The sequence below is a fragment of the Klebsiella sp. HMSC25G12 genome (assembly GCF_001807705.1).
GTDB lineage: Bacteria > Pseudomonadota > Gammaproteobacteria > Enterobacterales > Enterobacteriaceae > Klebsiella > Klebsiella variicola.
The window spans coordinates 63,113-88,407 of record NZ_KV789871.1 but is presented as its reverse complement, the minus strand read 5'-3'; the positions used below and the strand labels follow the sequence as shown (position 1 = coordinate 88,407).

Here is a 25,295-nt window from a genome sequence, read left to right as displayed (position 1 = left end):
ATTATTGCTCAGCGGCATTAAGCAGCGAGATAACTTTCCGCACCACCGCCGAACGGAAATGGCGGTGGTAAACCATGCTCAGCTCACTCTCCGCCAGCCGATCCTGAAGATCGATATACACCACGTTATCAAGGCGTAAGGCCCGCGCCGAGACCGGCACCAGCGCCACCCCCACCCCGGCGGAGACCAGGCTAATCATCGAGGTGACATCGTTAATTCGCTGCACCACCTGCGGCGTAAAACCCGCGACGCGACAGGCGTCAATAAATACCTGCTCCAGTCCGGTGCCCTGCGGATCGTCAAGCGAGATCCAGTTGTCAGTGCGCAACGAGGCCAGATTGAGCGCCCCCACGCCTGCCAGCGGATGCTGTTGATAAAGCGCCAGGCAAAGTTTTTCCCGCACAAATGGCCTGACCACCAGCGCGTCCGGCGGTGACGCCAGCGGCGCGCGGATGATGGCGATATCCAGACGCAGATCCAGCAGCGCTTCGTAGAGCATTTGCACATCCCCCTGCACCAGCGACAGCTCAATCCCCGGCCAGTCAGCGCGCAGCTCGCGCAGGAGCCCCGGCAGTTTGCTGTCATACATCGCACTGGAGACATAGCCCAGATGCAATCGCCCCTGCTCGCCTCGCGCGGTGCGCTGGGCGTCCAGGACCGCCTGATCGGCCATCTCCAGCGCCAGCCGCGTCTTCTGCAAGAAGGCCTCGCCCGCGGCGGTGAGGGTCAGGCGCCGGTTAGCGCGGGAGAAGAGCACCACGCCCAGGCGCTGCTCGAGTTGTTTAATCTGCTGGCTGAGGGCGGGCTGGGCGATATGTAACCGCTCTGCCGCCCGATGCATATGTAATTCTTCAGCAACGACCACAAAATGGCGTAACGCTCGCAAGGACATGGCCGAACTCCGCGAAGTAAATTAATAATAAAAATCTTATCAATAATGCATGAATGATGCAATTGATAACCATTAGCCTGCGAAGCATACTGTGCGCATCGACACGCTAAGGAGAACATCATGACCGCACCGATTCAGGATCTGCGCGACGCTATCGCGCTGCTACAACAGCATGACAATCAGTACCTCGAAACCGATCATCCGGTTGACCCTAACGCTGAGCTGGCCGGCGTCTATCGCCACATCGGCGCGGGCGGCACCGTGAAGCGCCCCACCCGCATCGGCCCGGCGATGGTGTTTAACAATATTAAGGGCTATCCGCACTCGCGCATTCTGGTGGGCATGCACGCCAGCCGCCAGCGGGCCGCACTGCTGCTGGGCTGCGAAGCCTCACAGCTGGCGCTGGAGGTAGGCAAAGCGGTGAAAAAACCGGTCGCGCCGGTGGTCGTTCCGACCAGCAGCGCCCCCTGTCAGGAACAGGTCTTTCTGGCCGACGATCCGGATTTTGATTTGCGCACCCTGCTCCCGGCGCCCACCAACACCCCGATCGACGCCGGTCCCTTCTTCTGCCTGGGCCTGGCGCTGGCCAGCGATCCCGACGACGCCTCGCTCACCGACGTCACCATCCACCGCTTGTGCGTCCAGGGCCGGGATGAGCTGTCGATGTTTCTCGCCGCTGGCCGCCATATCGAAGTGTTTCGTCAGAAAGCCGAGGCCGCCGGCAAACCGCTGCCGATAACCATCAATATGGGACTCGATCCGGCTATCTATATCGGCGCCTGCTTTGAAGCGCCAACCACCCCGTTTGGCTATAACGAACTGGGCGTCGCCGGTGCGCTGCGTCAGCGTCCGGTAGAGCTGGTACAGGGCGTCAGCGTCCCGGAGAAAGCCATCGCTCGTGCCGAGATCGTTATCGAAGGGGAACTGCTGCCGGGGGTACGCGTCAGAGAGGATCAGCACACCAACAGCGGCCACGCGATGCCGGAATTTCCTGGTTACTGCGGCGGCGCCAATCCGTCGCTGCCGGTCATTAAAGTCAAAGCGGTGACCATGCGAAACAATGCGATTCTGCAGACGCTGGTAGGGCCGGGCGAAGAGCATACCACCCTCGCCGGGCTGCCAACGGAAGCCAGTATCTGGAATGCTGTCGAGGCTGCTATCCCGGGCTTTTTACAAAATGTCTACGCCCACACCGCGGGCGGCGGTAAATTCCTCGGGATCCTGCAGGTGAAAAAACGCCAGCCCGCCGACGAAGGGCGTCAGGGGCAGGCCGCGTTGCTGGCGCTGGCGACCTATTCCGAGCTGAAAAATATCATTCTGGTCGATGAAGATGTGGATATCTTTGACAGCGACGATATCCTGTGGGCGATGACCACCCGTATGCAGGGGGATGTCAGCATCACGACAATCCCCGGCATCCGTGGTCACCAGCTGGATCCTTCCCAGACCCCGGCATACAGCCCGTCGATCCGCGGAGAGGGTATCAGTTGCAAGACAATCTTCGATTGCACGGTGCCGTGGGCGCTGAAATCACACTTCGAGCGCGCACCGTTTGCCGATGTCGATCCGCGTCCGTTTGCGCCAGAGTATTTTGCCCGGCTGGAAAAAAACCACGGTCAGTAAAATCAGGTGGTAGCCGCCGGAGCACGGCGGCATCTTCCGGGCCAGCATCACCTGCAACGGGTGGCTGACGCAGGGTTAGTTGATCGCGGCGGAGAGGTCTTTTTTCACCTGCTCACGCTGCTCGGGGGTCAGCACCTGGCTCACGTCGAAGTAGTATTTCACACGATAATACCGCACCTGCTGGTCCAGCTGGCCAAAGGCGGCCAGCTGCTGTTTGACCTTAGCGTCATCCCATTTTCCGGAGTGAATAACGTCTGCCAGAGCACCATCCTGATAGCCGCTGATTTTAATCTGGCTTACATTATTTTCGAATCCCTGACGCAGCGTCTGGATTTTGGCGACCTGCTCTTCACTCAGCTTCAGGTGCTGGACGACCGGATCCTGCGAGACAGATGGTACGTCGGCGGAGGTCGACGCCTGGCTGGCTGCCGTAAAGCAGGTGGTCAGCGCAATGGCGAGCAGGGTGTTACGCAAGCGAGTATTCACAGTGAATGATCCTTCAGAAAAGAAAATGAGAGGCGATTATCACTGCGCTAATAAAGACTATCTGTAACAAAGGGTTAATTTAAAACTGGATAAAAAAAGGATGGTAAGAAACAGAAATCAGATCCCGGGTCAGCAGCACAGAAAGATATATTCATCCTTCCAGTAACGGCCCTGTCCAATGATATCCCCGGCGGCGCTGATTAACTGTTTTTGCTTTTCGGTTTCAATCCCCTCAACGATCACATGGCTGGTCAGGGTATGAATAGATTGCAACAGCCCGGGAAAAGCGGGGTCGTTTTCTTTATCCCAGAAGTAATCTTTATCCACTTTGACGCAATCGAAGCGGAAGCGCTCCAGCAGCGGGAAGGACGTCCGTCCGCGGCCAAAATCATCCAGCCAGACCGGGCAAAGCGCCGCCAGCGTGCTCAGCGCCGTCAGCTCACGTCCGGCGATAAACTCGTGAAAGTTCTCATTTATTTCCAGAGCAATGTGTTTACAGGAGCGCAGGAAATCACAGAGATAGCGATCCGTCAGAATAAAGTGGCTTAATAAATCATCAATATTCAGCGATATCGGTTTATTATCGACCCGGGCGAAATCAAATACAGAAAGTAACTCGATTTGCCGAATAAATAGAGCAAGCTTATCGCGTTCGGTAAGCGTGGAGAAAGAAAACGTCGACGCAGAGGTGGTATTTTGTGCGGGTGCTATAATATCTTTAGTAAGCAACTCCCACGAGTGGTAGCTGCCGTCATCGCTAATAGCGGGCTCCAGAACGAAGCGATAAGAGGTATTTTTCACGTTTTCTTCAACCATTTAAAAAATACCAAAAATAAGAAAGGGTTAAAGCATGTCATATATTTTCCGCCAACAAAAATAGTTTAAAGTGATCGATAATAATCATTCGATAGTTAAAAACTATCAAGATATAATTTATTGATCGGTAAATTGAATTAATATAAATTAGCCACTGCTGTAACTCCCTCTGAAAAGTCAATTAAAATATTGTTTCAAACCAGACAGTTACCAGAGTATTCTGCGTAAAGCCTGGTCGTCTCACGCTTTGTGCTGCCAGGTAAAAAAGAGAGGGGTAATAAAAATGAAAAATACAAGCCGCCAGTTTTAGTCATATCATTATGCCGAATATGAATAACGCTGCGTCCGGAGACGCCGCTTCGCCTGGCATGCCATGAGTCCTCAATAAAAAAGTGTGACTCAGTCGACAAAACGTCATACTTTCCCGCTATCCTGCAGCGAAGAAGAGTGAAGTGGATGACAGGCAGTGAAAAAAATAAACGTGATTCCGCTGGGGCTGATGCTATTCATGCTCATCGCCAGCGCATGGCTGGGCCCTGCGCCGCGGCACACCGGCAGCATGCAGTGCGTTTGGTTTGACGGGGCAATGGTGAGCTGCCTGCCAAAGCAACGACTGGGCGAAGGCTCGCCGCATCATTTACTGGTCAGACGATAAACCGGTACTCGCCGGGTGGTGTTGAACAGATTATCGCAGGCTTCCACCTCTTCCGTGACAATTCCCATGCCGGACCGGCGCAATTGCGCAATGTCCGCCGCCACCCGCTGACTGCCGAACCAGAACAGCGCATCAAGCGCGGTAACCGGCAAGCCGGCAAGTAACGCATGGCGAAGCCGCTCCCGGGCCGGCTTTATCTCGCGGGCAATCTGCTGGTACGGGGCTGCCGTCGGTCCCTGCGGATCGACGCGACGGATACGGTTTGACAGGTGGTAATGGAAGGACTCCGGAATCGGCTGTAAATCCTGCTTCAGACTGTAGACACAACCGTAACGTTTGCCGTTGAAAACGGCGGCTTTACGATTGAGCTGCAGCTGATCGCGCACGTCGGCGATCAGCTGCGGCGCGCGCACCAGCAGCAGGCGAAAAGGCAATTCGAAGCTGGTGACATAGTCGACATTCAATAGCGCAATGCGCAGACGCTCCTCAGCCCCGGCCTGCTGCTGACGACACTCCAGATAGACCTCACGCCACTGCGCTCTGAGCCGTGGCGACTCACCGGCTTCGGTAAACTGGTATTTTTCAATATCGTAATCAATTCTCCCGGCCACCGCGCATTCCTTTCTGAATCAGTCCGGCGTCATAATAACATCCTCTGGCGCAGTACCCTATGCCGAGCGCCCTCGCGCATCCCCTTCCCGGTTATTTACGATACAGATAACGGGTGATGACCACATCAAGGAGATACAGCAGGAAAATAACGCTGCTTAACCACAATAAACCTGCGAATAAATCAAGTAATTGCATCGTTGCTCCCTCACTGTTAGCCATCGCCGAATGACGCCCCTCACCATAAAGTAGTTAAGTTCTGCCTTAACAGCCACCGAATAAATTTATTTAGTCAAAAGAAAGCCCGGCGCTATTGTACGTTCATTTTACTGTCATCAATTTGTCATCATAAAATGTCTATCATCAACCCGCGCCGCAGGGTTGCCCCGCGCCTCATAGCATCCTGGGGAAACGCGCGGCCACAGGTTTAACAACATGGAATAATATCGCCCCACCGTATCATTAATGACATTGCATCATCTTATATCAGGCGCCACTGTCATCCTGCTGAATAATCCGGAAAACGCTTTAAACAATAAACGCCCTGCTGATTGGTTTACCATGGAGAAATAAGATGCCCAGCGAAAAAGCCCGCAGCCTTGACCATTTCTATGAATTACTGGCGACAGGACAACACCCGAAAATTGAACTCGATTTTGATGTCGCCGCGGACGATTTTTTTAAAATCGCCACCGAGTTTGGCGATATTGGCGCGAGGATCACCCGGGTTAACGAACGATTTATTATTAAGATCAAGCCGCCGAAAGCGTAAGCACCCCCTGCCGCCTTGTTGGGTGCCACGCCAGCCGTCGCGGCCCGACAAGGTTTTCTTAACGAGCCGCGGTCTGACGCTCGGCAAAATAGTGCGCCGGTGTCGTCCCCATCGTTTTTTTGAACATGGTAATAAAGGCATTTACCGATTCATACCCCAGCTTAGCCGCCACGTTTTGTACCGAAACGCCGCTGGCCAGCTCCTGCAGGGCAATAATCAAATGCAGCTGCTGGCGCCAGCGCCCGAAGGTCAGGCCGGTCTCCCGCAGCATCACCCGGGCCAGCGAGCGCTCACTCAGCGCCAGACGCTTCGCCCACACCGACAGGGTGCTGCGATCGTCAGGATGGCTGACCAGCCGGTCGGCCATCGCCCGAATTTTGGGATGTGCTGAGACGGGCAGATTCAGGCGCTGCGCCGGCATGGTCGCCAGTTCGTCAAGGGTCACTCGGGTGAGTCTCCCGGCATGGCTATCCGCCACATAATCCGCCCCCTCACGAGTGAGTCGCTCCACCAGCTCGTGGATCAGGGGAGAGAGCGCCAGGGTGCAGCAGCTGCCAGGCAGCGCGGCAGCGCCGGGTTCAATAAACAGATAATTGAGGCGCGCGTTCCAGGTGGCGGACACACTGTGCGGAATACCGCCCGGGATCCATACCGCGCAGCGAGGCGGCACAATCCACAGGTTATTTTCCGCCCGACAACTCACTGCACCATACAGCACAATAATCAACTGCCCTTTGCGATGGGTATGCACCGGCACTTCCGCTTCATACTCGACAAAATCAAGATGACAGGCGACGGCCGGGCAGGACGCGGCGTCCGGATCGTACAGCGTATTGGCAAAAGGTGATGGCATACGATTGGCCAGATTCAGGTATTTTTTGACAGAATAGAGTATTTCGCCGCAAGCGCAAGCCAGCCATAATCCGCGGCATGAACATTAACCTCTTTCGCCAGGCCTCCTGGCTGCGTGCCGCAGGCGCCGTCGCGCGCCCTTTCATGCCGCAATCGACTTCAGCCGTCCTGCGCAGTGATGCCCAGGCAATACTCTTTTCCGCAAAGAGTTTCGCCGCGGCGATGCTGGCGTACTATCTTGCGCTATCCATCGGTCTGCAAAGGCCTTCGTGGGCCATCATCACTGTCTATATCGTGTCGCAGACCTCGGTGGGCGCATCGCTAAGCCGCAGCGTCTATCGCCTGCTCGGGACCCTCGTCGGCGCGGCGGCCACCGTCTTCATCGTGCCCACCTTCGTTAACCAGCCGATCCTGTGTAGTGCCATGCTGGCCCTGTGGATCGCGGGTTGCCTGTGTCTGTCGCTGCTTGAGCGCACGCCGTGCGGATACGCTTTTTTGCTGGCGGGCTACACCGCGAGCCTGATTGGTTTCCCCGCCGTCTCCGTGCCCGGGACCATCTTTGACCTCGCGGTCACTCGGGTGGAAGAGATCGCCATCGGTATCTTGTGCGCCGGATTGATTCACCGCTTCGTGCTGCCGGTGCGCATCGCCGGGCGGTTTAACAGCACGCTGGCACAGACGCTGGCAACCGCCCGGCAACGGATCGCCGATACGCTGGCCGGTAAGCCGGTGGCGGCGGAAACCCTGCGGCTGGCGCTGAGCCTGCAGTTTTTGCAGGGCATCAACCACCATCTTCCCTGGGATGACGGTCTCTCTGTTCCCCACCGCGAGGTCAGAAAAGCGATCCACGACCGGCTGGCACGACTGTTGATCGTCAATGGCGAATTGTATGACCGTTTACAGAGGTGCGGGCAGCCACCTGACGACCTGCAGACGCTGCTAACGGAGGCAGAGGTCTGGCTGAGAGGTCCGGAAGCCCACAGAACGGCGCTCTCCGCCGACGGACTACTCTCCCGCTGCGAGCAGCTCATCAACCGGTGCGCCCCTGCGCAGACGCTGAACGAGGCGCTGCGCGTTAGCCTGGTGCGCCACCTGGCGGAAGCCATCCGTCTCCTGCAGCAGAGCGAACGGCTGGCGAAGGCGATTTATCACCGCCGATCGCCAACCCTGCCCCCTGACGCCCACGCGGCAAAGGGCTATGTTTTCCATCGCGATCCGCTCAGCGCCCTGCGGACCGCCTTCGGCGCCTTCGTCATCATCCTCAGCGGCTGCCTGATCTGGATAGGCTCTGCCTGGCCCGATGGCGGCACTGCGGTCTCGATCCTCGGGGTCTGCTGTAGCCTGTTCGCCAGCTTCGATGCGCCGGCGGCGCAGCTGGTGAAATACCTGATCGGCTGCGTGTGGGGCGTGCTGTTCAGCCTGCTGTATAGCTTCGCCCTGCTGCCGCAGGTGAGCGAATTTGTCCTGCTGGCGGCGATGCTCGCCCCGGTCTATCTGCTGGCCGGTTCGCTGCAGGCGCGGCCGCCGACCACCTTTATGGCGATGGGCATCACCCTGACGCTGCCGATATTGTGCGAACTGGGCCCCAGTTATCAGGGGGATTTCGCGACGGCGATGAATACCTCTATCGCGCTGTTTGTCGCCATCGGCTATGCCGCGTTTGGTATGCGCCTGCTGCAAACCGTGCAGGCCGATGCCGCTGTCCATCGTCTGCTGACGCTGTGCCGTCGCGATATCCGCCGCGCCGCGCGGGGCCGACTGGCGCAGAATGCCCACCGCTGGACCAATCTGATGATCGACCGGACCGCTTTACTGCTGCCGCGGCTACCGCAGAGCGGGCCTGCCGCAGGTCAGCTACTGGACAAGATGCTGCACGATATTCGTACCGGCCTGGCGGTGATCCACCTGCGCCGTAGCTATCAGCCGATGGATCGCGAAACGGATCCCCCTGTGCAGACGCTGCTTGACGCCCTTAAACAGGAGCCGGGCATAGAGGCCCTCGCGCAGCCTGTTGACGCGCTGTTGGCCCACGGTTTACCGGCTGATGCCGCCTCACATGAGCGCGCGGAAGCGCTCATTTCCCTGTATTGCGCCTTACACCGGCCTGAGGAGAGCCAAAACCATGCGTGATCTCGCGATGGGCGGGGTATTTTTCCCCGGCCTGCTGGTTGTCGGCCTTGTCGCCCTGCTCGCGACGCTGCTGCTGCAACCGCTTATTTTCTCCATCCGGGGCCTGGGCCGCTTGCCCTGCCGCCCGCTGTGGGGGCTTTCCCTCTATATCGCACTCTTTTTCCTGCTCCTGCAGGAGGTTAACACGCTGGGGTTTGCCGTATGACAGTCTATCTCACTCTTCTGGGCCGCTACGCCCTGACCTTAGGCGCCGTTGCCGCCGCCGCGCTACTGGCTTTCATTCTCTGGAAACAGGAGGCGCAAACGCCCTGGACCCGCGATGGTCGGGTACGGGCCGACGTGGTACAGATCGCTCCCGATGTCTCGGGACCGGTGGCCAGCGTGGCGGTAAAAGACAACCAGTGGGTCAATCGGGGAGATGTGCTCTATTCCATCGATCCGCGCTGGCTGAAGCTGGCGGTCAGTAGCGCCCAGGCGGAGGTGGAAGCCCGACGCCAGGAGATGGCGATGCGCCAGGATGCCGCCAGACGACGGGCGCAGATCCAGGGCGTCATCTCCAGCGAAGATCTGAAACAGACCACCAGCGCGGCCAGCGTCGCGGCCGCTAACTACCAGGGCGCGCTGGCGGCACTGGCGCTGGCGCAACTGAATTTAGCGCATGCCACCGTGCGGACGCCGGTGGCCGGGTACGTCACCCATCTGCGGCTACGCCCGGGCGACTATGCCACCGCCGGGGTGACGAAAGTGGCCATTATCGATGGCCAGCGTTTCTGGGTGGTGGGGTATTTTGAAGAGACCCGTCTGCGCCACATCCACGTTGGCGATACCGCACATATCACGCTGATGGGGTATGATCCGGTCATTACCGGCCATGTCGAGAGTATCGGACACGGGATCGGCGATACCAATGATGAGACCGGCGCCCTGGGCCTGCCGGAGGTCGAGCCGACCTTCAGCTGGGTGCGGCTGGCGCAGCGTGTGCCGGTACGCATCCATATCGATACCCTGCCCGAGGGGGTGGAACGGGTCGCCGGCTTGTCCGCGACTGTCTCGGTCATTCCCGCGCGGTTGGCGCGACGCGCCGGCAAATCCTCACCTGCCGGCGCGAATCAGGCTCAGTGATAGCCTTCGCTGCCGGAGACTTTGCCGCGAAAGACGTAATAACTCCAGGCGGTATACATCAGGATCACCGGGATAATGAGCAGCGCCCCCGGCAGCATAAATACCTGGCTGGAGGGCGGCGCGGCGGCATCCCACAGGGAGATATTCGGTGGGATAATGTTCGGCCAGACGCTGATCCCCAACCCGCTGAAGCCGAGGAAAATCAGGCCCAGCGTCAGGATAAATGGGCGGGCGTGGCTGGCGGGGCGCGCGCTCAGGCGCCAGATCCACAGGCTCAGCGCCAACACCAGAATCGGCACCGGCACGAACCAGAAGAAATTGGGTAGCGTAAACCAGCGCTCCGCCACATAGCGCCAGCCCAACGGCGTCCAGACGCTGACCACCGCGATCACCACCATCAGCGCCAGCAGCACCTTGCGGGTCAGCTCGCGCATCCGCTGCTGCAGCGCGCCTTCGCTTTTCATGATCAGCCACGTGGTGCCGAGCAGCAGATAGGCCACCACCAGCCCCAGACCGCAGAACAGGTTAAAGGGGGTAAGCCAGTCCAGCGTCGAACCGGCGAAGCGGCGGTCAGCCACCGCAAAGCCGTTGATAAACGCGCCGACGACAATCCCCTGGCTGAAGGTCGCCAGCAGCGAGCCGCCGGCGAAGGCATAGTCCCAGAAGGTACGATGCGAGGGAACCGCTTTAAAACGAAACTCAAACGCCACGCCGCGAAAAATCAGGCCGATGAGCATCGCCGTAAGCGGGATGACCAGCGCATCGGTGATCACCGCATAGGCCAGCGGAAAGGCGCCGAACAGCCCAGCCCCGCCGAGTACCAGCCAGGTTTCATTTCCATCCCAGACGGGCGCCACGCTGTTGACCATCACATCGCGCTCTTCGCCATCATGCACCACGCTGAACAGCATCCCAATACCTAAATCGAAACCATCCATCACGATATACATCAGCGTGGCGAAGACGATGATGACAAACCAAATCACCGAGATATCGATGCTCATGATGCGTTCTCCTCATCACGCACCGGCTCTGCCGCCGAGAGCGGACGCGCCGGGGTGCCTGCGGTTTGCGAGGTCAGCTCCGTCACCGGTTGCGGCCCTTTTTTAATCAGCCGGAAAATGTAGTAATACCCCACGCCAAATACCGCGCAGTAGACCACGATAAACACCAGCAGGCTGATGGCCATCTGCAGCGTGCTGTGCAACGACACCGCATCCCGGGTGCGCAGCAAGCCGTAGATCACCCACGGCTGGCGGCCCATCTCGGTGGTCACCCACCCGGCGACCAGGGCAATAAGGCCGGCAGGCCCCATGCAGAGCGCAAACCACTGAAAGGGACGCGAGTGATACAGTCGCCGCCGATAGCGCAGCCAGGCGCTGCAGATCCCTAAGGCGATCATCAACACGCCCATCCCAACCATGATGCGAAACGACCAGAAAACGGCGGGTGAATAGGGTCGGTCCTCTTTCGGGAAGTCTTTCAGCGCCGGCACCTGCTTATGCAGACTGTGGGTGAGGATCAGGCTGCCGAGAGCGGGGATCTCGAGGCCATAGCTGGTACGCTCCTGTTCCATATCCGGCAGGCCAAACAGCAGCAGCGGCGTGGCCTCGCCGGGTCGGTTTTCCCAGTGCCCCTCGATGGCGGCGATCTTCGCTGGCTGATGCTCAAGGGTGTTAAGACCATGCATATCCCCCACCACCGCCTGGATTGGCGCTACCAGCAGCGCCATCCACATCGCCATCGACAGCATTTTGCGGATGGCCGGCGAGTCGTTGCCGCGCAGAAGATGCCACGCGGCAGAGGCCCCGACGAACATGGCGCTGCTGAGAAACGCGGCTATCGCCATATGAAACAAACGATACGGGAACGAGGGGTTAAAGATAATCGCCAGCCAGTCATGCGGAATGAGATGGCCATTTTCGATGGTAAAACCCTGCGGCGTCTGCATCCAGCTGTTGGAGGCGAGGATCCAGAAAGTGGAGACCAGGGTGCCAAGCGCCACCATGCAGGTAGTAAAAAAATGCAGCGCCGGCGGCACCTTATTCCAGCCAAATAGCATTACCCCGAGGAATCCCGCTTCGAGGAAAAAGGCGGTCAGCACTTCGTACAGCAGCAGCGGACCGGTAATGCTGCCAGCAAACTGGGAAAATCCGCTCCAGTTGGTGCCGAACTGATAGGACATCACTAATCCGGAGACCACGCCCATCCCAAAATTGACGGCGAAAATTTTCAGCCAGAAATTGTAGAGTGAGCGCCAGACGTTATCCCGGGTTCGCAGCCACATCCCCTCAAGCACCACAAGGTAGCTGGCAAGGCCGATGGTGATGGCCGGAAAGAGGATATGGAAGGAAACGGTAAAGGCGAATTGCAATCGGGCCAGATGAAACGCGTCGAATTCAAACATATTCCACACCCATCATTGTGAATCGCCCCGGCCGCAGCCGGGGCTCATGCGAACATCACTTAGCCGATGAGGAAGTGTTTTGCTTACCGGCGCCGAGTTCGGCGCCGGTCAAAGGATCGCCCTGCGGGTCAGACTGCGTTCGCTTCAGCATCGCTTTGCACAGCGCTTCCTGCTCTGGCGTCAGGCCGACAGTAGCGCTGCCATCTCCGCCATCCACGGCCGGCTGCGGATCCTTGACATAATCGAAGTGTTTGTCACTGTTCCAGCTGCCGCGTACTTCTCCACCTTCAGACATATTGTAGTAGGTGTTAGCGTACTCGCTAATGGGCGGCAGTTTGCCCGGTGGATAGTTGTTGCGAATCGACTGCAGCGCCTTCTCAAAAGAGAGCTGATGCGCCGCTTCGCGGGTCATCAGGAACGCCAGCGCGTCTTTCACGCCGGGATCGTCGGTCACGTTGATCAGGCGTTCATAGACGATCTTCGCCCTCGCCTCCGCGGCGACATTCGACCGCAGGTCGGCGGTGGGTTCGCCGATAGTATCAATATAGGCCGCCGTCCACGGCACGCCCGCCGAGTTGGTCAGCGGGGGACCGCCGCCGTACAGCAGCGAGGTAATATGGCTGTCATTACCGTTGGCGGTGAGCGAACGATAGAGTTCCGCCTCGCTCTCGGTGCCCTCCGCCAGAGCTCCTTTGGCCCCTTTATTCAGCATGCCGACCAGGGTGCCAATGATCTCCAGATGGCTCAGCTCCTCTGTCGCGATATCCATTAGCATATCTTTGCGGCCGGGATCGTCATCGCTTAATCCCTGGGTGAAATAACGACACGCGGCGGCCAGCTCGCCCTGAGGACCGCCAAACTGTTCGAGCAGTAAATTCGCGAGCCCCGGATTGGGTTCAGCAACGCGCACGGTATACTGCAGTTGTTTCACATGACGAAACATAGGCCTGCCTCCTGGGTTATTTTTTCGCTTCTACGCCGTCAGCATCTGAACGCAGGAGAAACTGCTCCGTGGTCTGAGGAATATGTTTGATCAGCCAGTCGGCCATTTCCCGCTCTTCCGCCAGGATAGCCTCAATAGCCGGGATGGAGGCGGTGTCGCCCGCTTTTTCAGCCGCCGCCAGCAGAGAGGTGTAGCAGGCGATCTCAAATTGCTCGAAGACGTACCCGCTGATCGAGCCTTTGACGATTTCATCGGAAGGAAACATTCCGCCGATGGACTGGCCGAGAGCCGCCATTTTACTCATCGAATCTTTAATCACCGAGCGCGAAATGTCGTTGCGGTCGAGGATCTCTTCCAGCACGGTAATTTGCCGTTTGGTCTCATTAATATGCTGTTCAATTCTGGCACGGAGATCCGGATAATTATCGATACGGCCAGCCATCGATTCCAGCATGGATTCTGCCTGCTTTTCCATGGCATGCGCATCGCGTAGCCAGTCATGATAATGTTCAACGTGATTCATCGTGATTTCCTCGTGTCAGGGAGCGTTTATTTTTCCGCTTTTTTATTAATGTTACCTACCGCCAAATCGGTTAATTTAACGTCGGTTTGCTTTTCTTCTTCCAGCGTTTCGGCCAGCAATTTGACCGCTTTTTTATAGCCCAGCTGTTCTGCCAGGGTGACCAGGGTGCCGTAACTGGCAATTTCGTAATGCTCGACCTTTTGCGCAGCGGCAATTAGCGCAGCATCTCGTACCTCATTTTTTTCCGTGCTCTCAACGACTTCATTGGCCTCTTCGATTAATCCTTCCATGGCCACGCATTTCATGCGTTTGATTTTCAGGCCGGATTCCTGCTCAATAATCTGGTCAATACGTTCAATCTGGCCCTGGGTTTCTTCGAGATGAGCATTGAACGCCGCGCTGAGTTTTTCACTGGACGCCGCTCTGGCCAGTTTAGCCAGCCCGCGGGTTAATTGTTTCTCTGCGCTGTAGGTATCTGAGAGCAGGTGGATAAATACATCTTCAATGCTTTTCATATTCATAGAAATACCTTCTGGAGTCAGAAAATAACTGCGAGTCTATACAGACTCGCAGGAGATACTTTCACTTCAGGGTGCAAGGAAAAGGATAATCAGGAATTATCGGACTTGCGGCCACCGCCGTGGCTGTTTTGTCCGCCTTTTTTACCCGCTTCGGACGCACGCTGCGGATCATTTTTAAAGTTCCCGCCGCTGTGCTGACCACCTTTACGACCTGCTTCAGAAGCTTTTTCACGGTCTTCAGCAAAATTACCGGAACCACCACGATGCTCTGCCATATTTCACCTCATGTATATCGGTTATGTCAGTACGATACGAAAATATTCCGTATCACTCGTCGTTCGATATTTAACTCTAGCGGGTAATGCTGGTTAGTCAAATTATTATTCCGTTTTCCCGACGTCTTTCAGCAGTAATTCGGAATAATTCTACAACACACATTAAAAATAACCAGACGGCACATCACCGCTAACTTACTGTGTGCAGGGAAATAATACCTGCAGCCCTCGCATTATCGATACAACCGGAGTACTCCTGTTGAGGTATATAACGAAGCGGCGCGGCGAGGCTTCGTCGGCATGAAATTCAGAACTTTTCTAAAGATAACCAATAAAAAAAGCCGCTGGGGGAGCGGCTATCAAATAAAAAATAGAGCGAATATCATGCCTGATTAAGGCTAGCCTTCTTCATCCGAATATGCAAATAACCCAACAAATCAAACGTGAAATAAGCGAAACGTAAAACACACCCAACAACTGAAATATCACGCAGTTCCATTACTTGTACTCTACGCTTTATTTTTACGGTGGTTTATCGGTGGCCATCGCGTCAGGTCAATATGCCTTTGCGCCTGATGCGGTCAGCCGTTCTCTCCAGGAGAATATGCAATGAAAGCACTCACTTATCATGGTCCCCATCATGTCAGCGTCGACACCATGCCCGACCCGGCCCTTGAAGCGCCGGACGATATTATACTGCGCGTCACCGCGACGGCGATTTGCGGTTCCGATCTCCATCTTTACCGCGGAAAGATCCCCGGCACGCACCACGGCGATATTTTCGGCCATGAATTTATGGGGGAAGTGGTGGAAGCGGGTTCCGAGGTCACCGCGGTCCGCAAAGGCGACCGGGTGGTTATCCCGTTTGTGATCGCCTGCGGAGACTGCTTCTTTTGTCGCCTGCAGCAGTATGCCGCCTGCGAAAGCACCAATAGCGGCCAGGGGGCGACACTCAACCGAAAAGGCATTTCGCCACCGGCGGCCCTGTTTGGCTATAGCGATTTGTACGGCGGCATCCCGGGCGGCCAGGCAGAATATGTACGGGTCCCCAAAGCCAATACCGGTCCATTTAAAGTGCCTGACACCTTACCCGATGAAAAGGTGCTGTTTCTGTCAGATATTCTGCCCACCGCCTGGCAGGCAGTAAAAAACGCCGAGGTCAAACCCGGCAGCAGCGTGGCTATTTTTGGCGCCGGCCCGGTAGGGCTGCTGTGCGCCTCCTGCGCCAGGCTCAATGGCGCAGAGCAGATATTTATCATCGATCATAACGATTACCGACTCGATTTCGCGCAGCAACGCTATGGCGCGATCCCGATAAACTTCGACACCCATGACGACCCGGCGCAGTGGATTATCGATAACACGCCGGGACATCGCGGCGTCGACGCGGTGATTGACGCCGTGGGCTTCGAGGCGAAAGGCAGCCTCACGGAAACCGTCCTCAGCAACCTGAAAATCGAGGGCAGCAGCGGAAAAGCCCTGCGCCAGTGCATCGCCGCCGTGCGCCGCGGCGGTATCGTCAGCGTGCCCGGGGTTTACGCCGGTTTCATTCATGGGTTTATGTTTGGTGATGCCTTTGATAAGGGGCTGACCTTCAGGATGGGGCAAACCCACGTCCATGCCTGGCTGCCGGACCTGCTGGCGCTGATTGAGCAAGGGCTGCTCACCCCGGAGGAGATCGTCACTCACCATATGCCGCTGGAGGAGGCCGCGCGCGGCTATCAGATCTTTGAGAAACGCGAAGAGGCATGCCGCAAAGTCATCCTTGTGCCGGGGATGCAGCCCGGGAAGGCAACGCTTTGAGGCGGAAGTTAATCCGCCCTTCTCGGCAGCCAGTCCGGGCCGTGATATAAAAACAGCATGCGTTGACCCGCCGTCGCTGATACAGCCGTTAACCACAGGAGAAGTTAATGCTCGAGTTACGCCCGAATTGCGAATGCTGTGATAAAGATCTGCCGCCAGACTCACCCGAGGCGTTTATCTGCTCGTTCGAGTGTACTTTTTGCCGGGACTGCATGACGGCGCGGCTGCACGGTCGTTGCCCAAACTGTGGCGGCGAACTGGTGCGGCGCCCTGTGCGTCCCGAAGAGGCGCTGCGGCGGCACCCCGCCTCCACCCTGCGCCGCCATGCACAGTAAAACCGGATGAACTGGCGTGGCAAACGGGAGCCATCGAGCTCCCTTTCTTCATCCTTATTTCTCTGCAGAAAAGTGCCACTCTGCGGCGGTCGATAGCGTCACAAATGGCCCGGCAAGCGTGATATTGTGATGGCCGATAATGTCAGGCGCTGACAACCGTTCGTTATCCATGGTTGAGTGCGCATCCGAGATCAGCACCGTCCGCCATCCCAGCGCCGATGCCGCACGGCAGGTCGTGTCCACGCAGAATTCGGTTTTCATCCCGGCAATAACCAGCTGTTTTACGCCGGCCTGGGCGAGCCGATGCGCAAGGTCAGTGTGCTGGAAACAGGAGGGGTACCTTTTAATAAAGACGATATCCCGCTCGCCGTTAACACCCATCTCAGGCAGCAGTTGGGTTAATGGACTTTGTGCTGAGAACGGAGAATCGTCCGGCCCGGTATGGCGGGCAAAGAAGACGGGCACCTCAGCCTGTCTCGCTTTTTCAATCAGCAGGCAAACGTTCGCCAGAAGCGCATCGGCCTGATACGGAGAAACCGGGCCATGGAAAAGCCCCTGCTGCATATCGATAATTAAAAGGGCATGCTCAGATGAAATCATGATGGGTCTCCATTCAGTGTGTCACGAACGGAGAGGTCTCTCCCCGTCCACATTGGCGGGGAGTGAGGATCTGTTTGTCAGGAGCCGGACACAGATACGCCCACACCACCGCAGGTTACGGTAGTGGTGGTGGTGGTGACGGTGGTCGTTGGCTGAACTGACGTAATCATTATCTGACCTTCACTGATTCCTTACCGATAAAACATAAGCACGATTAAAACGGCTCTTTTCTTATAGCATTGAGCAGATACGGATGGCAATTTATGCGCGATCAACGCAGCCGCTTTGCACAACCATTAACGGCTTAAGATATAAGCGCGAAGGATTTCGCCTGCTGAGAGAATATGTTTCACGGTATACGCCCGCGCCTCCTGTGGATGATTTTGCTGGCAGGCCATCAGGATCTGCTGATGCTCATCCTGGAATTTCAGCGTATCCGACACCAGTCTGTTCTGAAAAAGCTCATATCTTTCAATCTGCTCGCGCAATTCACCGATCATCTTCAGCAGGCGCTGATTATTACACTTCCGATAAAGCAGTTCATGAAACTCCCGGTTATATCTCCCCTGCTGCTCGGGTTCAGAAGCGCTGCTCAGTAGCTGATGCACCAGTGCTGCCCGGGCAAGCGTTTCCGGGTCCATATTCTCCAGGCTATGAAAAATGGCTTCGCCTTCCAGGAGTGCCCGCAGCTGATAAATTTCATCGACATCAGCGGCCGTCAGCGTTTTCACCACCGCGCCACGATTTCTGTAAATCTCAACCAGACCTTCGCGCTCAAGCTGCTGTATCGCTTCTCTCATTGGGATACGGCTGACCGCAAACTGACTGGCCAGGTCCCTCTCAACGAGACGGTCGCCATCTCGCAACGTCCCCTTGTTGATTAAGGTTTTTAGCTCACCGGCAAGAATATCGGCGGTCGAACGGGAAGCGGTGTTCATTTGGCTCTCTTTACATCACGCATAAATGGTATACCATTATGCCATTGACATTAGCGTCATGACAACCTTGCGATTCCAAGGGCAGCTTCGTTGAGGCAACGCAACAAAACGGGAAGATGCCTCTGCGATGAAAAGCACATAAATCCCCCCCCCTCCACAGAGAAAAGGCAAACCTATGCAACATGCTTATACCAGCCATATCACATGGACCGGCAATCAGGGCACGGGTACTTCGGGTTACAAGGCTTATGCCCGGACCTGGGATATCGCGGTAAAGGGAAAAGAACCCATTCATTGTTCAAATGATCCATTACTGGGCGGCGATCCCGGCAAAATGAACCCGGAAGATCTCCTGCTCTCTTCTCTTTCAGCCTGTCACATGCTGTGGTACTTACATCTGGCCTCCGATGCCGGCATTACGGTCATGGAATATCAGGACTCACCGGTGGCAACGGGTGAAGTGTTAAAAGGGGGCGCGGGTCGCTTTATTTCTGCCACCCTCAGGCCGAAAATCACCGTATTACCAGGAACCGATCTCGACGCCGCCACGGCCATTCATCAGCAGATCCATCACGTCTGTTTTATCGCCCGATCGGTCAATTTCCCGGTCAGTTACCAGCCTGAATTTATTATCTTTAACGCAGAGTAACGCGTTTCTGAAGGGTAATCCGGTGCGCAGGGACGGCGGCTGAGGGTATCCCCCCTCAGCCATACTTCGCTGCAGACCGAAGCATTCTGCTCTGGGCGTCAGTAGACTGCGGGGAAATTCACCACGGAGCAGACTGATGATTGCAGTACTTTTTGAGGCCGACGCCTTACCTGAAGCACAGGAAAGATATTTACAGCTTGCGGCCGGGCTGACGCCTTTGCTTTCAGACACGCCGGGGTTTATTGCCATTGAGCGCTTTCAGAGCCTGAGTACGCCCGGCAAAATCCTCTCGCTATCCTGGTGGGAAGATGAAGCATCGGTGGCCAACTGGCAGCAAAATGAGCGGCATCTGGCTGCCCAGCGCGAAGGCAAAGCATCGATTTTTTCATACTACAGAATACGCGTTGCCCGCGTGTTCCGGGATTACGCATCGGATCGGGGAGCACAGCCAGATGTATGACATTCACGTGATTCTCAGCAACACGCCGGGCTCGCTTGGCGCAATGGGTATGGCGCTGGGTAACAACGGCGTGGGGCTCGAAGGCGGTGGCGTATTCACCACGCCTGATGCCGGACATGCGCATTTTCTGGTGGAAGACGGTGAGAAAGCCCGCAGGGTACTGACCGAGGCTGGTTTTGCCGTCAGCAGTGTATGCCGTCCTCTGATCAGAAAGTTACCTCAGGAACGACCTGGTGAACTGGGAGACATCACAGACACCCTGGCCCGCAATGGCATTAATATTCTGGTACAGTACAGTGACCACCGTAACCGGCTCATTCTCATTACCGATGATGACACCCGGGCAGCGGAAGTGACCAAAAAATGGGCCATACTTTCTGAATGAATCTCCTGAAAACGCAGCAAGACAGTGAGCCAGAGGAGGCGCTGGAAACCGCTATGGCGATGGTGGCCTCCGCCCTCTCTGACCCGTCAAGGGTCAGTATTCTATGCGCGCTAATGGATGGGCGCGCATGGACGGCAACCGAACTCAGTACGGTTGCCGAGGTGTCTGCCTCCACCACCAGCGGGCATCTTGCCCGACTGCTCAGCAACGGGCTGGTGGTGTGTCTCGCGCAGGGGCGTCACCGCTATTACCGCCTGGCGGGCGCGCATATCGCCGCGCTGCTGGAAAACCTGATGGGCGTCTCTATGCAGGCGCATAAGACGCTTCTCCCCAGCACGCCGGTTAATCTTCGTTACGCACGCACCTGCTACGACCATTTGGCGGGCGAGCTGGCGGTGAATATTTATGAGTTTATGCTGCGGGAAAAATGGCTGGCGGCCGATGGCCTGGCCCTGACATCAGCCGGTAAAGCCCAGCTTGAACGCCTTGGCGCAGTACTGAACACCCGCCCGCGACGTAAGCCTTGCTGCCCCTGTCTTGACTGGAGTGAAAGACGTTTTCATCTGGGAGGCGATGCCGGATCGGCGCTGATGGCACTGTTTGAGCAGAAAGGATGGATAACCCGCACGCCGGGATATCGGGAAGTGCAAGTGACGGATAGCGGCAAAGCGGCGTTGTCCCGGCTGTTTAATCTGAAAGTGAGCGGATAGCGTATTGCTTTTCAGTCACCCATTTGGCGCCTTAACGTTCGGCGCGGTTTTAACCTGCATTTTCTCCCCGAACTCACCCTCTAACTTTGGTGCATCTGTTTGCATGTCCGCATAAATTCCGCACCTCTATGTCGGGGAACGTGTGACGGGGGATTAAGGGCGCCATGTGAGGATAAGCTAATCTGTCCTCATTCCTAACCAGAAACAAATAATATGTTTCACTACCTCTTCTATAATAAATTTAAAATCAATAAGTTAAACCTGTTCAGTAAGATTAATTTTTTATATTTCAATCTAAAAACAATAACTTGCCAAATCCCGACTCTTGTCGAAACTGTCAGCGATGATATGTTTCCCATTCCCGGTAAACCGATATAATTGACTGATATTTAGATGTGTCAGCAGGACTGAAGAAAAACTGCAACTCCTTATCTTCGTACAACTCTCTGATTGGAACGTGATAAGTTTTCTTAAACGTTTCCTTGTTTAGTTTTCCTTCACGATAACTCATACAGGCTTGATCATATGCATTGAGCCAAGTTTCTTGTGCTGAATTATAATTTTTGCTGATGATTGGATAGTTGACAGCAGAGCTATCAGCTTCTGCGTATTTCATCAATGCCTCGCGCAGCTGTACTGTTGCAGTAGCAATACTATTTGTAATCTGACTTTCGAGAGCAGCTTCCTGTAACTTCAGCGCTCTTTTGGAAATAACGTTTGCATTGCGATATTGAAGTGCTGAATAGATAGAAGCCACCAAAGCTATACATGAAAGCGTAAGCGTTACAATATTTAATTGTTCTTGATTCATGGTTTCGGTCCTTTTGCTACCATTCTCATCATTGCTAGTATTTCATCATTGCTAATGGATGAGCCTGATTTAGCTAACGCCTCATAATCCTCCCTACCACTGTAGTGTTCAAGGGCGATAACATCATCGTCATATCCCATGTCCGTCAGGGCCTTTTTTAGCTCTTCGAGCATACGAACCCGTTGATGCTCAGTAAGAGGGTTTCCACCTACTGTTAAAGTCTGAATTTCCATCCAGATTTTATTCAATTCTATCACTCGCATATCTCCATCTTTGCATTTAGATATGCGAGCAGCATATATTTCTGCTAATTCCTTATAAGTTTGGACTGCCATAGTATCTCTCCTTGATGTATGAATTAGAGTCTGTATAGATAAAGTAAGACTTCTTCATTGTATTGAAGAAAATTAGAAGAACAAGATTTTTAGGGAATTTCACCAATGCAACGCATTCTTTTTCGCTATGAATGTTTTTTTAAAGAAAAAGAGATTCTATATATACACTTCTGGCAATGGCAAACTGCCAAGATATTTCCTAACCTGATATTTTTCTGAGTTCATAACCCGGTCATGGCAAATACTTCAGTTAGAAAGGCAGCATTGAACTGGTTGACGTCGTGCAGCATGATATCTGTCACTACACGATCCGATGAGCACCTGGGGGAATCATTGACTGAAAATCAAAAAAAACGGGAGCCCATCGGCTCCCGCTTTTGCTTAATCCACCAAGGGGATTACATGTTCGCGATAATCGCGTCGCCAAACTCGCTACATTTCAGCAGTTTAGCGCCTTCCATCAGACGTTCGAAGTCATAGGTCACGGTCTTGGCAGCGATAGCGCCTTCCATGCCTTTGACGATCAGGCCTGCGGCTTCGAACCACTGCATATGGCGCAGCAGTAGTTAACTAATAACATCATTACTTATTGATTTAAAAAGAAAAATAGGCATTTTTGATAAGTGGTTAATGTTTTTAGTCTAAGCCCTAACCTATTGAAATTCATTAGTATATTTTCAGTTTTGATAACCGGCTTTGAGTCTTTCTGCTCATCTGGATAGTGAATTATTAGCCAATAATACTCACTCCCTGTGAGTCGGGTTAAATATTTCCGGTGTTATAACTCATGATTTGAAAAGAAAATAAAAAAGCCTCGGAGTCCGAGGCTTGCATTAGAACCAGCAGCGCCATTATATTATTTAATTACTACCTACCAAGTAATGATTGCTCTTTTCCAAACCATCTTCCCTTTTTTTTCTTCTTTTATATGCAGAATCCTTTTCATAATAAAATATAAAATAAGAGAAAACCCTATGATAGCAATATATGTCCCGATGCCGAAAGACACCAGAAACACAACCAAGATCCCAAAGAGCGCTACCAGTAAAGATGTGCAGATAGATATCAAATTAATTGTCTTGCGTGCATCTCTTGATACATAACCTTTAATCTTAAATGCATGGCAACTGTGGCAGTGGTCCTCATTAATTAAAATTGCACCACAAAATGGACATTTATCATCTTTTGTTGTCATTTATTTTAAATCTCAACATAATAGTAATCACTCATCCACAACCTTCCCTGGCAAGCGCAATCAACAACAGAATGTACTTTATTTTTTTGTTCTATTGTCTCAACTCCCTCAACAATCACGAAATTGCAGTATGATTTTATTTTATTTATTATTTTAAAGAATTCGCTCTCACTCTGTATTCCCCAGAAGTAATCTTTATCAATTTTTATACATTCAAAATTAAACATATCTATAACTGTTAAGCTTGTTAAGCCACTCCCAAAATCATCCAGCCATACTGGACACAATTTTGAAAGACACTTTAAGTCAACCATACAGCATTTAGTATTGAATTCATGAAAATGCTCGTTAATCTCAAAAGCAATGTTTTTTTGGTTTTTTAAGTAATCACCAATATATTTATCGTTCAAAATACAATCGCTAATAAGACTGTCAACATTCAACGAAACTGGCTTGAACTTCAATTCTGATGCATCAAGCTTTTCAATTGTCAATATCTGTTTCTTAAACACATCGATTTTTTCTTTATCGCTTAATGAAGTGAAACAAAAACCACTTTCATTAGCAAGGTAATCATTGCAGTCCTTTTTTTTAACATTTTTCGTGAGAATTTCCCAAGAATGAATAGAACCATCTTTTTTAAAAGATGGTTCTAAAACAAATCTACAGGAATCTATTTCCATATTGTTCTTTATCATTAAAAAAACACCGGAACTAGGAATAATCCTAATCGTGTCATATTTAGAAATCAAAGGAAAATAGTTTAAAATGATCGATAACGATCGAACAATAGGCGAAACCTATCACATTTCTTAAATCGATCGATTATTCAAATCAAATGACTTAAAAGGGAAAAAAAAGAAACATGATTTCAATATTAATTTGAATAAAATCATATTGTTATGGAATGACAATACATTAGTGGCATGTATCAAACGTTAGTTGAGAGGGGTCTGTGGTTCCGAGGAAATTTATCCGTATTGGCAATGCCGATAATAAACCATCTTAAAAATTTATATGTATAAAATCATGAGAAAAGAAATCATTTCATCTTCAATTATTCGGCATGCAATATCCATTCTTCCCGTTACGTTTAACTTCATATAGCATTTCATCAGCCTCTTTGATCCACTCGATGATTGATTCTTTATTTTCTGCACAAGAAATACCGATACTGACAGTACAGTAAATATCGTTGTGAGAAGGTAATGAAAGATCTTTAATTTTTTTCTGAATTATATGAACCATAGCTATAACAAGCTTGCTATTACTATTATTAACAATAATAGCCAACTCATCGCCACCAAATCTTGCTGGTACGTCCTTCTCGCCAGCACACTCTCGTAATATTGTTGATATACGAGATAACACCGCATCACCTACTTCATGGCCATAGGTATCATTAATTTTTTTAAAATTATCAACATCAATGAGCATAAGATAAGAATGAATTCTCTTTTTACGCGTTGCACGAAAAGCACTTTCCATTTTTTGCTCAAAAAAACGGCGATTTGGTAGATCTAAGCCAGGATCCATCAGAGCCTGTTTTTCCAGTAACTCCCTTCTTTTCCTCAACTTTATAGATAAGTGCCTTGAAACAATACTCAGTACTATGGGATAACAGGTCGCCAAGGGTAAAGAAAGCAATACCGTTCGGGTACTGAATTCTATCGTATATCTGAAATCATTTACTAACCAAACTGTCAGGAAACTAATCATCATCCACATTAATGCTGGTTTTAAAATTTTCCATCCACCAGCAGCATAGCGATCAGCTATTTGAACTGAGATTATGAATAATGATGGAATTGGACTAACTTGCATTACGGCTATCCAGATTCCAGCCCAGAATGAATCAAGTATCATATTCTTCTTTTCAGTACTCAGCATATCCTTCGACATCATGCTTGCAAGATAAGCAACCGATGGCCAGATGAGTGCATTCAGAATTAACAAGGCTGTTGTTATTTTTTGATGTGACTGTTCCTGGAGGACTGAATATATAGGAAGAAAGCAAAGAACGACACCAATCTGACGTAAAAAATATACTCGCTTAATGAACGATGAATTTCTATCAGATATGTATTTTTCATCGGGGAAATTTGTTAACATAGAAAGCCTATTATAAATCACTAAGAGCCGCCATCACTTTAACCCACTAAATAACAAGATAAAACCGCCCTGCATTACAAAGTTATAACACGGATGTGAAAATTACAAGATTGCACTTCAATTAATGATAAACGTATCAATAATAACATTTGGTATCCATTTCTTTGAATCCATCCACACGATTTATATCTGATACTTAGTAATACTTTAGGGTTATATTCTTAAAAATGAATTTCCAGTGGAGTTTAGAGCTACTGCATTATTAATTTTGGTAGGCTATTAAAAAATAACACAACATCTGACCAGTAAAACTTTACTTGAACTTACTTATCGTTT

General features: G+C 52.8%; 29 protein-coding genes and 1 pseudogene. 12 read left to right on the top strand and 18 right to left on the bottom strand.

The features are described 5' to 3' along the window. Position 1: 1 nt before the first annotated feature. Positions 2-892 (bottom strand): LysR substrate-binding domain-containing protein, encoded by an 891-nt coding sequence (locus HMPREF3096_RS10325; protein WP_008807694.1) that lies wholly within the window; start codon positions 890-892, stop codon positions 2-4. A gap of 120 nt (positions 893-1,012) precedes the next feature. Here HMPREF3096_RS10325 and HMPREF3096_RS10320 point away from each other — a divergent pair, with 120 nt between their 5' ends. Then, positions 1,013-2,515 carry a UbiD family decarboxylase gene (locus HMPREF3096_RS10320; protein WP_070544420.1) on the top strand — a complete coding sequence of 501 codons (1,503 nt, stop codon included), beginning with the start codon at positions 1,013-1,015 and terminating at the stop codon, positions 2,513-2,515. Between the two features lie 75 nt (positions 2,516-2,590). Here the strand turns inward: HMPREF3096_RS10320 and HMPREF3096_RS10315 are convergent, their stop codons facing one another. Both HMPREF3096_RS10315 and HMPREF3096_RS10310 read right to left on the bottom strand, forming a co-directional pair. Further along, positions 2,591-3,001, bottom strand: a complete 411-nt coding sequence (locus HMPREF3096_RS10315; protein WP_032730058.1) for a Spy/CpxP family protein refolding chaperone — start codon at positions 2,999-3,001, stop codon at positions 2,591-2,593. A gap of 129 nt (positions 3,002-3,130) precedes the next feature. Further along, entirely contained in the window at positions 3,131-3,817 is a 687-nt protein-coding gene (locus HMPREF3096_RS10310) for a KPN_01159 family EAL domain c-di-GMP phosphodiesterase (RefSeq protein ID WP_016160694.1), read from the bottom strand. Between the two features lie 466 nt (positions 3,818-4,283). On the opposite strand from HMPREF3096_RS10310, the gene HMPREF3096_RS30855 reads away from it, so the two are divergent. Then, positions 4,284-4,472, top strand: coding sequence for a hypothetical protein (locus HMPREF3096_RS30855; RefSeq protein WP_032691162.1), 189 nt, complete (start codon positions 4,284-4,286; stop codon positions 4,470-4,472). Here the strand turns inward: HMPREF3096_RS30855 and HMPREF3096_RS10305 are convergent. Continuing rightward, positions 4,451-5,083 carry an ECs1377 family protein gene (locus HMPREF3096_RS10305; RefSeq protein WP_016160693.1) on the bottom strand — a complete coding sequence of 211 codons (633 nt, stop codon included), beginning with the start codon at positions 5,081-5,083 and terminating at the stop codon, positions 4,451-4,453. The genes HMPREF3096_RS30855 and HMPREF3096_RS10305 overlap by 22 nt on opposite strands. A gap of 572 nt (positions 5,084-5,655) precedes the next feature. On the opposite strand from HMPREF3096_RS10305, the gene HMPREF3096_RS10300 reads away from it, so the two are divergent. Beyond that, positions 5,656-5,853, top strand: coding sequence for a hypothetical protein (locus HMPREF3096_RS10300; protein ID WP_004140506.1), 198 nt, complete (start codon positions 5,656-5,658; stop codon positions 5,851-5,853). 58 nt (positions 5,854-5,911) lie between these two features. On the opposite strand, the gene HMPREF3096_RS10295 is transcribed toward HMPREF3096_RS10300, so the two are convergent. Continuing rightward, positions 5,912-6,706: an AraC family transcriptional regulator gene (locus HMPREF3096_RS10295; RefSeq protein ID WP_012542139.1), complete on the bottom strand. Its 795-nt coding sequence runs from the start codon at positions 6,704-6,706 to the stop codon at positions 5,912-5,914. 77 nt (positions 6,707-6,783) lie between these two features. On the opposite strand from HMPREF3096_RS10295, the gene HMPREF3096_RS10290 reads away from it, so the two are divergent. From HMPREF3096_RS10290 to HMPREF3096_RS10280, 3 genes are read left to right on the top strand one after another with little or no spacing between them, the layout of a single operon-like run. Continuing rightward, the gene (locus tag HMPREF3096_RS10290) at positions 6,784-8,835 is read left to right on the top strand and encodes an FUSC family protein (protein ID WP_032730049.1); all 2,052 of its coding nucleotides are present in this window, start codon (positions 6,784-6,786) and stop codon (positions 8,833-8,835) included. After that, the gene (locus HMPREF3096_RS10285) at positions 8,828-9,040 is read left to right on the top strand and encodes a DUF1656 domain-containing protein (RefSeq protein WP_012542142.1); all 213 of its coding nucleotides are present in this window, start codon (positions 8,828-8,830) and stop codon (positions 9,038-9,040) included. The genes HMPREF3096_RS10290 and HMPREF3096_RS10285 overlap by 8 nt, the downstream gene beginning before the upstream one ends. Further along, the gene (locus HMPREF3096_RS10280; RefSeq protein WP_023297397.1) at positions 9,037-9,957 is read left to right on the top strand and encodes an efflux RND transporter periplasmic adaptor subunit; all 921 of its coding nucleotides are present in this window, start codon (positions 9,037-9,039) and stop codon (positions 9,955-9,957) included. Before HMPREF3096_RS10285 ends, HMPREF3096_RS10280 begins: the two co-directional genes overlap by 4 nt. On the opposite strand, the gene cydB is transcribed toward HMPREF3096_RS10280, so the two are convergent. From cydB to HMPREF3096_RS10250, 6 genes are all read right to left on the bottom strand, one after another. Continuing rightward, entirely contained in the window at positions 9,951-10,961 is a 1,011-nt protein-coding gene (gene cydB, locus HMPREF3096_RS10275; protein WP_012542144.1) for a cytochrome d ubiquinol oxidase subunit II, read from the bottom strand. The two genes, HMPREF3096_RS10280 and cydB, sit on opposite strands and share 7 nt — an antisense overlap. Beyond that, positions 10,958-12,364: a cytochrome ubiquinol oxidase subunit I gene (locus HMPREF3096_RS10270; RefSeq protein WP_032730045.1), complete on the bottom strand. Its 1,407-nt coding sequence runs from the start codon at positions 12,362-12,364 to the stop codon at positions 10,958-10,960. Before HMPREF3096_RS10270 ends, cydB begins: the two co-directional genes overlap by 4 nt. Before the next feature lie 55 nt (positions 12,365-12,419). Next, positions 12,420-13,307 carry a manganese catalase family protein gene (locus HMPREF3096_RS10265; protein ID WP_012542146.1) on the bottom strand — a complete coding sequence of 296 codons (888 nt, stop codon included), beginning with the start codon at positions 13,305-13,307 and terminating at the stop codon, positions 12,420-12,422. Positions 13,308-13,323: 16 nt separating this feature from the next. Continuing rightward, positions 13,324-13,830 carry a ferritin-like domain-containing protein gene (locus HMPREF3096_RS10260; protein WP_008807706.1) on the bottom strand — a complete coding sequence of 169 codons (507 nt, stop codon included), beginning with the start codon at positions 13,828-13,830 and terminating at the stop codon, positions 13,324-13,326. Between the two features lie 26 nt (positions 13,831-13,856). Next, positions 13,857-14,351, bottom strand: a complete 495-nt coding sequence (locus tag HMPREF3096_RS10255) for a YciE/YciF ferroxidase family protein (RefSeq protein ID WP_008807707.1) — start codon at positions 14,349-14,351, stop codon at positions 13,857-13,859. Positions 14,352-14,440: 89 nt separating this feature from the next. Then, positions 14,441-14,626 carry a con-10 family general stress protein gene (locus tag HMPREF3096_RS10250; protein ID WP_004150795.1) on the bottom strand — a complete coding sequence of 62 codons (186 nt, stop codon included), beginning with the start codon at positions 14,624-14,626 and terminating at the stop codon, positions 14,441-14,443. A gap of 609 nt (positions 14,627-15,235) precedes the next feature. Here HMPREF3096_RS10250 and HMPREF3096_RS10245 point away from each other — a divergent pair. Further along, positions 15,236-16,429: a zinc-dependent alcohol dehydrogenase gene (locus tag HMPREF3096_RS10245; RefSeq protein WP_008807708.1), complete on the top strand. Its 1,194-nt coding sequence runs from the start codon at positions 15,236-15,238 to the stop codon at positions 16,427-16,429. Positions 16,430-16,536: 107 nt separating this feature from the next. Continuing rightward, positions 16,537-16,764, top strand: coding sequence for a DUF1272 domain-containing protein (locus tag HMPREF3096_RS29115; RefSeq protein ID WP_012542149.1), 228 nt, complete (start codon positions 16,537-16,539; stop codon positions 16,762-16,764). A 54-nt stretch (positions 16,765-16,818) separates the two neighbouring features. On the opposite strand, the gene HMPREF3096_RS10240 is transcribed toward HMPREF3096_RS29115, so the two are convergent. Next, positions 16,819-17,364, bottom strand: a complete 546-nt coding sequence (locus HMPREF3096_RS10240) for a cysteine hydrolase family protein (protein WP_012968540.1) — start codon at positions 17,362-17,364, stop codon at positions 16,819-16,821. Positions 17,365-17,660: 296 nt separating this feature from the next. Next, on the bottom strand, positions 17,661-18,302 hold the full coding sequence (locus HMPREF3096_RS10235) for a GntR family transcriptional regulator (RefSeq protein ID WP_032730044.1): 642 nt from the start codon (positions 18,300-18,302) through the stop codon (positions 17,661-17,663). A gap of 175 nt (positions 18,303-18,477) precedes the next feature. Here HMPREF3096_RS10235 and HMPREF3096_RS10230 point away from each other — a divergent pair, with 175 nt between their 5' ends. The 4 genes from HMPREF3096_RS10230 (at position 18,478) to HMPREF3096_RS10215 (ending at position 20,506) form a co-directional block, all read left to right on the top strand. Beyond that, a complete protein-coding gene (locus tag HMPREF3096_RS10230; protein WP_008807711.1) occupies positions 18,478-18,951 on the top strand; it encodes an OsmC family protein in 474 nt (157 codons plus the stop codon). A 136-nt stretch (positions 18,952-19,087) separates the two neighbouring features. Continuing rightward, on the top strand, positions 19,088-19,411 hold the full coding sequence (locus HMPREF3096_RS10225) for an antibiotic biosynthesis monooxygenase family protein (protein ID WP_012542151.1): 324 nt from the start codon (positions 19,088-19,090) through the stop codon (positions 19,409-19,411). Then, on the top strand, positions 19,404-19,796 hold the full coding sequence (locus HMPREF3096_RS10220; protein ID WP_032730039.1) for an amino acid-binding protein: 393 nt from the start codon (positions 19,404-19,406) through the stop codon (positions 19,794-19,796). The genes HMPREF3096_RS10225 and HMPREF3096_RS10220 overlap by 8 nt, the downstream gene beginning before the upstream one ends. Further along, positions 19,793-20,506: an ArsR/SmtB family transcription factor gene (locus HMPREF3096_RS10215; protein WP_032730037.1), complete on the top strand. Its 714-nt coding sequence runs from the start codon at positions 19,793-19,795 to the stop codon at positions 20,504-20,506. Before HMPREF3096_RS10220 ends, HMPREF3096_RS10215 begins: the two co-directional genes overlap by 4 nt. Positions 20,507-20,843: 337 nt before the next feature. Here the strand turns inward: HMPREF3096_RS10215 and HMPREF3096_RS10210 are convergent, their stop codons facing one another. The 5 genes and pseudogenes from HMPREF3096_RS10210 to HMPREF3096_RS10195 form a co-directional block, all read right to left on the bottom strand. After that, the gene (locus tag HMPREF3096_RS10210; protein WP_032730035.1) at positions 20,844-21,317 is read right to left on the bottom strand and encodes a hypothetical protein; all 474 of its coding nucleotides are present in this window, start codon (positions 21,315-21,317) and stop codon (positions 20,844-20,846) included. Beyond that, complete coding sequence (locus HMPREF3096_RS10205) at positions 21,314-21,652, bottom strand: hypothetical protein (RefSeq protein WP_032730034.1); 339 nt, start codon at positions 21,650-21,652, stop codon at positions 21,314-21,316. The genes HMPREF3096_RS10210 and HMPREF3096_RS10205 overlap by 4 nt, the downstream gene beginning before the upstream one ends. Before the next feature lie 398 nt (positions 21,653-22,050). Continuing rightward, positions 22,051-22,218 (bottom strand): annotated as a pseudogene (locus HMPREF3096_RS29110) (NADP-dependent isocitrate dehydrogenase); the annotation flags it as partial. A gap of 634 nt (positions 22,219-22,852) precedes the next feature. Further along, positions 22,853-23,545 (bottom strand): EAL domain-containing protein, encoded by a 693-nt coding sequence (locus HMPREF3096_RS10200; RefSeq protein ID WP_023159863.1) that lies wholly within the window; start codon positions 23,543-23,545, stop codon positions 22,853-22,855. Between the two features lie 355 nt (positions 23,546-23,900). Beyond that, positions 23,901-24,959, bottom strand: a complete 1,059-nt coding sequence (locus tag HMPREF3096_RS10195; protein WP_032430712.1) for a sensor domain-containing diguanylate cyclase — start codon at positions 24,957-24,959, stop codon at positions 23,901-23,903. Positions 24,960-25,295 lie beyond the last annotated feature (336 nt).